This window comes from Streptomyces sp. CB01881, from assembly GCF_002953255.1.
Taxonomy (GTDB): Bacteria; Actinomycetota; Actinomycetes; order Streptomycetales; family Streptomycetaceae; genus Kitasatospora.
This window is the reverse complement of sequence record NZ_CP026498.1, coordinates 10,747,022-10,756,082: the sequence shown is the minus strand read 5'-3', so window position 1 is coordinate 10,756,082 and position 9,061 is coordinate 10,747,022. Positions and strand designations below refer to the sequence as shown.

The 9,061-nt window shown below is 72.5% G+C and carries 6 protein-coding genes and 3 pseudogenes; 5 read left to right on the top strand and 4 right to left on the bottom strand.

The features are described 5' to 3' along the window. Positions 1 to 152 precede the first annotated feature (152 nt). On the bottom strand, positions 153 to 3,587 hold the full coding sequence (locus C2142_RS36340) for a BTAD domain-containing putative transcriptional regulator (RefSeq protein ID WP_148647066.1): 3,435 nt from the start codon (positions 3,585 to 3,587) through the stop codon (positions 153 to 155). An 88-nt stretch (positions 3,588 to 3,675) separates the two neighbouring features. On the opposite strand from C2142_RS36340, the gene C2142_RS36335 reads away from it, so the two are divergent. The 5 genes and pseudogenes from C2142_RS36335 to C2142_RS41075 form a co-directional block, all read left to right on the top strand. Continuing rightward, positions 3,676 to 3,864, top strand: coding sequence for a hypothetical protein (locus C2142_RS36335; RefSeq protein WP_148647065.1), 189 nt, complete (start codon positions 3,676 to 3,678; stop codon positions 3,862 to 3,864). Between the two features lie 213 nt (positions 3,865 to 4,077). Then, a pseudogene (locus C2142_RS36330) lies at positions 4,078 to 4,973 on the top strand (transposase). Positions 4,974 to 5,319: 346 nt separating this feature from the next. After that, on the top strand, positions 5,320 to 5,451 hold the full coding sequence (locus tag C2142_RS41825; RefSeq protein ID WP_277347300.1) for a hypothetical protein: 132 nt from the start codon (positions 5,320 to 5,322) through the stop codon (positions 5,449 to 5,451). A 220-nt stretch (positions 5,452 to 5,671) separates the two neighbouring features. Continuing rightward, entirely contained in the window at positions 5,672 to 6,661 is a 990-nt protein-coding gene (locus C2142_RS36325; RefSeq protein ID WP_148647064.1) for an aldo/keto reductase, read from the top strand. 241 nt (positions 6,662 to 6,902) lie between these two features. Beyond that, positions 6,903 to 6,995, top strand: a pseudogene (locus C2142_RS41075) (IS5/IS1182 family transposase); the annotation flags it as partial. Positions 6,996 to 7,020: 25 nt separating this feature from the next. Here C2142_RS41075 and C2142_RS36320 read toward each other — a convergent pair. The 3 genes and pseudogenes from C2142_RS36320 to C2142_RS41065 form a co-directional block, all read right to left on the bottom strand. Next, on the bottom strand, positions 7,021 to 7,509 hold the full coding sequence (locus C2142_RS36320) for an RICIN domain-containing protein (protein ID WP_162002648.1): 489 nt from the start codon (positions 7,507 to 7,509) through the stop codon (positions 7,021 to 7,023). 251 nt (positions 7,510 to 7,760) lie between these two features. Beyond that, positions 7,761 to 8,487 (bottom strand): annotated as a pseudogene (locus C2142_RS41070) (IS5 family transposase); the annotation flags it as partial. Positions 8,488 to 8,599: 112 nt separating this feature from the next. Beyond that, a partial coding sequence (locus C2142_RS41065) for an alpha/beta hydrolase (RefSeq protein ID WP_241003014.1) occupies positions 8,600 to 9,061 on the bottom strand: 462 nt, incomplete at its 5' end.

Genomic DNA, 9,061 nt, shown 5'->3' with positions numbered 1-9,061 from the left:
CCCGCACCGCGGCCGCGGTCACCCTGATGCGCCGGGCCGGCTACCGGGTCACCGGCGACAGCGCGTTCGACGGCACCCCCTGACCGCCCGCCTCGTGCGCCCACCGCCACGACCGGGCAACCGGTGAAGTTGACGGCCGGTCGGAGCCAGTACTACCGGTCCGCGAAGGTCGCCTCGGTGCGGGGCCCGGGGATCACCGCCCGGGCGGCCGGCAGGGCCGCGGCCCCCGCGCGCGCCGCCTCGGCCAGGTGGTCGGCACCCCACTGCAGGGCGACCTCCTCCGCCCGGGCGTAGGCCAGCCGCGCGGACGGCAGATCGCCGAGGAGGACGTACACCTCGGCCAGCCCCAGGGCGAGCGGCCGGGTGCAGAAGGCCGCCGTGGCGGCCGATCCCAGCTGGTCCTGCAACGGCGCCAGGTGGGGGACGAGTTCGGCGGCCGCCCGCTTGTCGCCCAGCAGGCAGGCCAGCTTGGCCCGGGCGCCGAGCCGGACCCCGAGGAAGTGGTCGGCGGCCGGCACCGGGGCGAGCCGTACCGCCCGCGCCTCGTCCACCTTGCCCTGCAACGCCAGGACCACCGCGAACGCCTCCCCGCCGAGCACGCCCCAGGTGTCGTAGAGCACCCGCATGTGCGGCTCCAGCTCCTCGACGCGGCCCTGGCCGAGCCGGACGGCGACCAGCCCGCGGTCGTAGAGATCCGCGCCGTGCCAGGCGTTCCCGCCGTACAGCCGCGCACGGACCTGCCCGTACAGCCGCTCCGCCTCGTCGAACCCGCCGCGGGCGTGGGCGAGCATCGCCAGCGTGGCGGTGCTGGTGGCCTCCGCCTCGGGCATCCCGTACCGCCGGGCGATCTCCACCCCCCGTTCGGCGTGCTCGCGCACAGCCTCGGCGTCGTTGCAGACGGCGGCGATCGTCGCGTCGACGTGTTCGCACACCCACCGGTAGGCCGGCAGCTCGTGCTCCTCCGTCAGGTCCCGGAGCTCGGCGATCACGGCGCCGCGGCGCTCGCCCTGGAGCTCGTGGGGCATCAGCCGGGTCATTGTGGTGAGCGCCGCGGCGAGCAGCTGCGGGTCGCCCGCCGACCGGGCGACCCGCAGCTGGCGCTCGGCCGCTTCCAGGGCCCGGCCGGGCGCGGTGCCGGCCAGCTCCTCGACCATCCGCTGGAGCAGCCGGGCGGTCACCGCGGGCTCCAGGTCGTCGCGGGCCGCCAGCCGTTCGAGGGTCTCGACCGTCCTGGGGTCGGTCTCCCGGTGGGGGCGGGTGAACCAGGGCGTCGGCTCGGTCCAGGCGGCGTGGGCCGCGGCCAGCAGGTCGTCGCGGCCGACGAAGCGGGCGACGGAGGCCGCCCGGTCCCTGGTCCGCAGGGCGGCCTCGGCCGCGCCAGCCCTGACCTGCGCCTGCAGCAGCCGGCCGAGCAGGCCGACGAGCCGCTCGGCCCGTTCGGCGTCCGGAGCCGGGATCACGTCCGCCGCGTCGATCGCCCACTGGATCAGCTCGGCCGCGACATCGTGCGCGAGCCGGCGCTCCGCCCGTTCCGCGGCGCGCAGCGCGCCGTCGACGGCCTGCCGGGCACGGCCCGCCTCACCAGAGCGGGCGGCGTGCCGGGCCAGGGTGACCCGGTCCTCGGGGCGCAGCCGTTCCAGGGCCTCGGCGAGACGGCCGTGCAGGGCCCGCCGACGCGCCGCCGTGAGCTCCGCGTCCAGGAGCTCGCGCAGCAGGGGGTGGGCGAGGCGGACCCGGCCGGGGGCGGTCTCGGCCAGGAGTCCGGCGGCCAGGAGGTCGGTCGCCGGGGAGTCGGCGGACGGGGAGCCGGCGCCCGGGACGTCGGTCGTCGGGCCCGCGACCGGCAGTGCGGAGGAGTCCGCGGAGGAGGCGGCGGCGAGAAGGACGGCCGTCTCCTCCTCCCCGCCGCCGCAGAGCACCGCGAGGTGCAGCAGCTCCCGTTCCGGTGCGGACCTGCGGGCCAGCCTGCGGAGCAGCACCGCCCGCAGCCCCGAGGGCAGGTCGCCGACGGTGGCGGGCGCGCCCTCCTCGCCCAGCAGCCGGGCGGCCTGGACCAGGTGGTGAGGGTTGCCGCCGCTCTGCTCGGTCAGGGCCGCGATCACCTCGGCGGCGACGGGGACGCCCGCCACCGCCCGGACCAGGGCGGCAACCTCCGGTGCGGGCAGCCCCCGCAGGTCGAGCCGGTGGGGATCGTGCCCGGCCAGCTCGGCGAGCAGCGGGGTCAGCCGCTGCCCGCCCTCGTCCGGTCGGAAGGCGGCGACGACGAGCACCGGCGCGCCGCGAAGCGAGGCGGCGAGGCCGAGGAGGGCGAGGGTCTGCGCGTCGGCCCGGCCGAGGTCGTCGATCACGACGGCCAGCGGGCCGCGGGCGGCGGCACGAGTGAGCCGGTCCCGGAACTCGGTGTGCAGGCGGCACCGGGCCGCGACGGCGTCGACGGGCGACAGCCCCTCGGCGGGCGCCAGCCCGTCGACGGGAGGCGCGGCGAGGAGGGCGTCGAGCGGGCCGGGAGCGGGCGGCGGGTCGAGCCGGGGGAGGGCGGTGAGGGCCTCGACCCAGGCCCCGACCGGTGCCGTCGCGGCGTCGTCGGGGCAGCGGCCGGTGACGACCGTCCAGCCGTCGGCGCGCAGCAGTGCGGCGTACCGGTCGAGCAGAGCGGTCTTGCCGACGCCGGCGTTCCCGCTCACCAGTACCACTCCCCCGGCGCGGGTCGCGGCCCGGGCCACCGCGTGGAGGCCGTCCAGCTCGTCCTGCCGGCCGAAGAAACGGGCCTCCGGGCTCACGGCCTCGTCCGGGACGGATTCGGCGGGTGTCGCCCCGGCCACCACCGGCCCGCTCCGGACGTGCTCGGGCACGGCTCGCCGCAGCACGTCGAACCGCCCGCTCAGGACGGCCTGTTCGAGCTCGACGAGGGCCGGCCCCGGATCGAGGCCGAGCTCTTCGACGACCGCCGTCCGGGCCCGGCGTAGGGTGAGCAGGGCGTCCGCCTGCCGGCCGGTCGCCCACTGGGCGAGCGCGAGCAACCGCCAGCCCTCCTCCCGCAGCGGATCCGCACGCACCAGTTCCTCGGCGGTCGGCACGACCTCCCCCGGGCGACCGGCCCGCAGCCCCGCGGCGGCGGCCAGTTCCTGTGCGGCCAGCCGCAGTTCGCCGAGCCGGGCGACCTCCGGGACGGCCCACTCCTGGTCCGCCCACTCCTGGTAGGCGGGGCCGCGCCACCACCCGAGCGCCTCCGTCAGCCGGCGGTGGGCGGCCGCGGGTTCGGCGTCCCGTGCCTCGCGCACCGCCGCCTCGAACCTCCACGCGTCGACTGCGTCCGCCGGCAACCGCACCGCGTAGCCGGGAGGGGCGCTGACCAGCAGTTCGGAGGCCGAGCGGGGTGGGCGGCCGGGCTCCAGCACCCGGCGCAAGTTGGAGATGTAGGGGTGGAGGGAGGCCAGCGCCTGGCGGACGGGGGTGGTCGGCCACAGGGTGTCCACCAGCCGGTCCACGGACACGACCTGACCCCGCCCGATCAGCAGCAGCGCCAGCACGGCCCGCTGTTGGGGGCGGCCGAGCGCCAGCCCTTCCCCGCCGATGGCTGCCTCCATCGGTCCCAGCACTCGCACACCAAGCATCACGAATCAACCTACCGAGCAACTATATGATGAACGGGGAGGCCGCGTCCGGAAACCCGGCGTGTCGCGACCGGACCACCGGACCGCGTCGGCGCACCCCCCGGGGGCCGCCCCGTGGACGCCCCCGGAGACGGTCGCGCCCACCCCCGACGCCCCCGACGCACAGGCCGCGGGCCTCGCCGCACGGGCGCCGGCGCAGCGCACCGGGACGGCCGCCACCCCGGTCCGGATCTTCCCCGAGGGGTTATGAAACCACGAACCCGCCCTTCCCCCTCAATCGCCGCCAACGGCCCACCCCACCCCGCCCGACCTGCGGATCAACCCCCCGAAACCGAACGGCTCGTCACACCACAACAGGGCAAACGTTGCCTGATGCGGCACTAGTAGGGCTTGGTCACGTCAGTTCAACGGTGGCGTGTCCGTTGGCGAGTTGTGTCGTTGACAGTGAGTGACACCTGGGGAGATGACGGAGGTCCGGGAGGACCTGGAGGCGTTCACGGCGGAGCTGTTCGAGGCGTTCACGCGTCGGGATCAGCAACGCTGGGGACGGGTCTATGTGCGTGGGCTGCTGCTGGATGGCGGGCGCAAGTCGGTGGAGCCGATGGCCGCCCGGCTGGGCGAGGACGGCAACCGGCAGGCGCTGCGCACTTCGTGACCACCAGCCCGTGGGACCCGGCGCATGTGCGGGCCCGACTGGCCTGGAGAATGGCTGACGCCATCGGTCCGACCGCGCTGATCATCGACGACACGGGGTTCCTCAAGGACGGGGACGCCTCCGCGTGCGTGTCGCGGCAGTACACCGGAACCGCGGGGAAGGTCACCAACTGCCAGGTGGGCGTCTCGCTGCACCTGGCCGCCGACCACGCCTCCACGGCCGTCGACTGGCGGCTGTTCCTCCCCAAGTCCTGGGATCCGGCCTCCGACAAGGCCGAACCGGTGTCCTGGCGCGAGGGCTCACGCCCGGGCAAGGGCCGCACCGGGTTCAAGCGGATGTACTCGCGGTTCGTCGCGCTGCGGATCCGCCCCGCCGGCCGCGAGATCCGCGATGCCACCGACGGTGTGGAACTGCCCGAGTGCTGGCTGCTGGCCGAGTGGCCCGCGAAGGAGATGGAGCCGGTGCAGTTCTGGCTCTCCGACCTGCCCGCCGACACCCCGCTGACCACCCTGGTCCGCCTGGCCAAGCTCCGCTGGCGCATCGAGCACGACTACCGGGAGATGAAACAGGCCCTCGGCCTGGTCCACTTCGAGGGCCGCACCTTCACCGGCTGGCACCATCACGTCACCCTCGTCGCCCTGGCCCACGCCTTCTGCACCCTGCGGAGGCTGGCCCGGGCCCCAAAAGGAACGGCACCGGCCTGAGCCTCTACCAGGTCGTCCGCGAGCTGCAGACCATCCTCGCCACCTGGGCCGGCGCCTGCCCCACCTGCCACCGCGACATACCCACACCCATACGAACCTGACCAAGCCCTACTAGCCCGGCGGGTCGGAGCGCCGGACGGCGACCGTCTACCAGACGGGCGCGCACGCCGTGGGCGCGGCGACCATGTCCTCCTTGGCCACGGACGGATTACCGACCAGGCCCTGATCCGCTCGACCGGACCTTCGCCCTCGCCCTCGTCCGAGGCGGCCGGGACAGGACCGGCGGGACCGGCGAGCCTTCGCGCCGGGACACTGCGCCCAGACCGAGGTATCCGGGGTCAACGTCGTGCTGCACCAGCTCGACGAGGCGCCGCCGTACCGGCTCCTGGTCCGCGGGTCGTTCGCCCAGTACCTCAGGGACTGGCTGCTCGACGCGATGGAGGAGTACCGACACCCAGCACTCCCCGCCCTCCCCTGACGGTGCGGGACTCCCGGTCCGGTCCGGGCCGTAAGCCCGCCCGCCGGTGGTGCAAAGACCCCCGCACGGGCACCCGGCATCCGGCCGTGCCGGTCCGGCTCCGGAAGACCCCGGCACCGTAGGGTCCTCTCCGAGGGGACGAGGCCCCGGGCGGTCGCCCGGACCGGGCGTCGGAACGGGTAGGGCACGGGAAGAACGAGACGAAGGACCGGCACGGCACATGAAACAGCGCATTCTGCGAGACCTCCAGGTGTCGGCCATCGGCCTCGGCTGCATGGGGATGTCCGCCTTCTACGGCACGGCCGACCAGGACGAGGGCGTCGCGACCATCCGGCGCGCGCTGGACCTCGGCATCACCTTCCTCGACACGGCGCAGGTCTACGGACCGCTCACCAACGAGTCCCTGGTCGGCGAGGCCGTCCGGGGACACCGTGACGAGTACGTGATCGCCACGAAGTTCAACTACCGCATGGAGGGCGCGGTTCCGGGCGACATGTCGACGGTGGGACGCCAGGACGGCTCGGCCGAGCACGTCCGCAGTTCCGTCCACGGTTCACTCGCGCGGCTCGGTACCGACCGCATCGATCTGTACTACCAGCACCGGGTCGACCCGACCGTGCCCATCGAGGAGACCGTCGGCGCGCTCGGCGAACTGGTCGCCGAGGGCAAGGTGCGGTGCATCGGGCTGAGCGAGGCGAGTGCGGAGACCATCCGCCGCGCCCACGCCGTCCACCCGGTCACCGCCGTCCAGAGCGAGTACTCGCTCTGGACACGGGACGTGGAAGCCGAGGTGCTCCCCACGTGCCGGGAGCTCGGAATCGGCTTCGTGCCGTACTCCCCGCTCGGCCGGGGCTTCCTCGCGGGCCGGTTCAGCTCCCCGGACGAGCTCGACAAGGACGACTTCCGCCGTACCAACCCGCGCTTCACCGAGGCCAACCTGGCGGCCAACCTCCGGCTCGCGGAGAAGGTGAAGCAGATCGCCGCGGAGAAGCACGTCACCCCGGCCCAGCTCGCCATCGCCTGGGTACTGGCCCGCGGCGAGGACCTCGTGCCGATCCCGGGCACCAAGCGCCGCACCTATCTGGAGCAGAACGCGGGCGCGGTCGACGTCGAGCTGACCGACGAGGACCTGGCCCGCATCGAGGCCGAGTTGCCCGAGGTGGCGGGCGAGCGCTACGACGAGGACGGGATGCGGGCGGTTAACCGCTGAACGACCACCGCTGACCGGCCGGGTGGCAGCCACAGCAGCAGACGGGTCCGTACCGGATCGTGCAGAACGAGGAGATGCGCCTACCGCGAGACGTCCCGGCCGGCGAACGGTGTGAATTGGCCGGGACCTGCTCCAGTGGCCCTGCCGCACACCTCGTCGAGGCGTTCGTTGGTGCGCTCGATGCCTCTAGCCCGACTCGGCGCCAGGAAGGATGCCGACCGGTGGTGCGAGAGGTGAGAACCTCGGCCGCTCGTGCGGCGGGTTCACCACCAAGGTCCACCTGACAGCGGACGGCCGGTGCCGCCCGCTGTCCCTGGATCGTCACGCCGGGCAGCGGGCGGAGATCACCCGGACAGTTCCTAGTCGAACCACCAGTAGTGATCATCGTCTAGTGAGGTAGTGCACGGGTAGACCCCAATCCGAAGGAAGTTGTCTATCTCACGCATACCGGCAACGTCCAGGCATGCGGGCCTCCCCGCCCTCTTCGACTTGACATTCACCACCAGGAAGGCTGTTCCAGTGGAGTTCCACTCTTGCGTCCAGAGCTGGTTGTCGGCAGTGGTGTCCTGGCACGGGTAGAACCCGACGGTGGCCTTCCGTGGCGCATCGGTGCCAGGGGCGTCCAAGCAAAGGTCGGGGTTCAGGGTGTTCTTGATCAAGAACCCCTCGACCCCGTCCACGAAGTCCCATCTCTGGGCGGCCCACGGTCCGCAAAGGTACTGAATTACCGATGTTCCCATGGTCGGGGCGTCAGTGCCGGGTATATCCAGACACTTGTCCGTGGTGAGGTTCCGCAACCTCCTGTTGTATACGGTCGCTTGTGAGGGCGTGGCGTCGATCAGCGTCATGGCAAGAGCGAGTAGGACGGTCAGCAATACCGCCAACACGCGAGAACGAGAGGCATTACCACTGCGGGGCGGCAATAAAAGCGTGGCCATGTGCACTCCTTCCACTGATTGCCTCGAAGGTTCGATCACAACAACCAGGCAGTAAGTCGTCGCAACACCATGGCAGTTGGAGTCCGCCCCCACAAGAGCCAGACGTACGGCAGCACGAGCCAGGCGTGGACCGCAAGCAGCCGTGCCGCCAATTCGGACCCGCGGCGAGCGAGGCGACGATAGCCGGCAAGCCAGGCCATCGTGCGCTCGATCACCCAGCGGTGGCGTCCCAGGATCTGGCTGGACTCGACGCCCTTGCGGGCGATCCTGGGCAGGGCCTGCTGCCGGCGGAGCCTTCTCCGCAGGTCGGGGCTGTCGCAGGCCTTGTCTGCGTGGACCTTGCGCGGCTTGTAGTGCAGTCCCCGGTCCGGGTCGTGTTCCATTTGGAGAGCCTGGACGAGCGGGATCAGCCCGTGCTGGTCGTGGGTGTTGCCGGCCGAGATGCCGACGACGAGGGGCAACCCGGAGCGGTCGGACAGGACGTGCACCTTGGAGCCGGGCTTGCCCCGGTCGACGGGACTGGGAGCGGTGCGGAGACCCCTTTTTTCGCGCGCACGTGCCCCGAGTCCACGATCACCCGCGACACATCCAGCACGTCCGCGGCGACCAGGCGCTCCAGCATCCCCCGCCGCAGCAGGCCCACAGCCCGTCCCTGGTCCAGAGCATGAACCGACGGTGCACCGTCGACTTCGACAGCCCGAAACACGGCGGCAGATAACGCCACGCGCACCCGGCCGTCAGCACCTGGACGATCGCGGCAAACACCGCCTCATCGTCCAGGTTCGCCGTCCCACCGCCCAGCGGCCGAACCCGCACGGCAGGCGGCAACGGATCCACCAGATCCCACAAACCGTCAGGAACGATCCAACCCCACCCACTACTCCCCATGACCGGTCCAACGACTCAGCTACCAGGTAGGACACACTGTAAGCAGCCAAGCGCACCGGAAGACGCCGGACGGCGGCAGACCGCGTGGGGAAACGCTGCCTCGGTTACGGCTCTATGTCGCAAGGGTCTTCGCGGCGTCGCGGATGACGTCGAGGACGAAGTCGGGGTGCGAGAGCATGGGCACGTGGCTGCTGTCGACGGCGTAGGTCTTGGCGCCGATGCGTTCGGCGGCGGCCCGCTCCAGCTCGGGGTTCACGGTACGGTCGTTGTTCGCGACGATGTACCAGCTCGGCTTCGTGCGCCAGGCGGTTCCGGGAACCTGCTGGTTGAACAGGTCCGGGACCGGCACGGCGCCCGTCGCGAGGACGAGCTTCTGCTCGGCTGCCGGCAGGTCGCCACAAAAGTCGCCGATGCCCGACTCAAGGAGCCAGATCCGGCCGTCGGCGATGTCGATGTGCTCGAAAACGGGCGTGCGGGCGAACTTGTCCTGCTGGTCCTGCGAGGTCTCGTCCTCGTCGGGAGCGAGCGCCGCGATGTAGACCAGAGCGCCCACGCGGTCGTGGAGCCTTGGTGA

Excerpts from the sequence above, each read along its gene's own strand:
- C2142_RS36325 (WP_148647064.1), top strand. The coding sequence starts at position 5,672 with ATGAAACAGCGCATTCTGCGAGACCTCCAGGTGTCGGCCATCGGCCTC.
- C2142_RS36340 (WP_148647066.1), bottom strand. The coding sequence starts at position 3,587 with ATGGAGGCAGCCATCGGCGGGGAAGGGCTGGCGCTCGGCCGCCCCCAA.
- C2142_RS36320 (WP_162002648.1), bottom strand. The coding sequence starts at position 7,509 with ATGACGCTGATCGACGCCACGCCCTCACAAGCGACCGTATACAACAGG.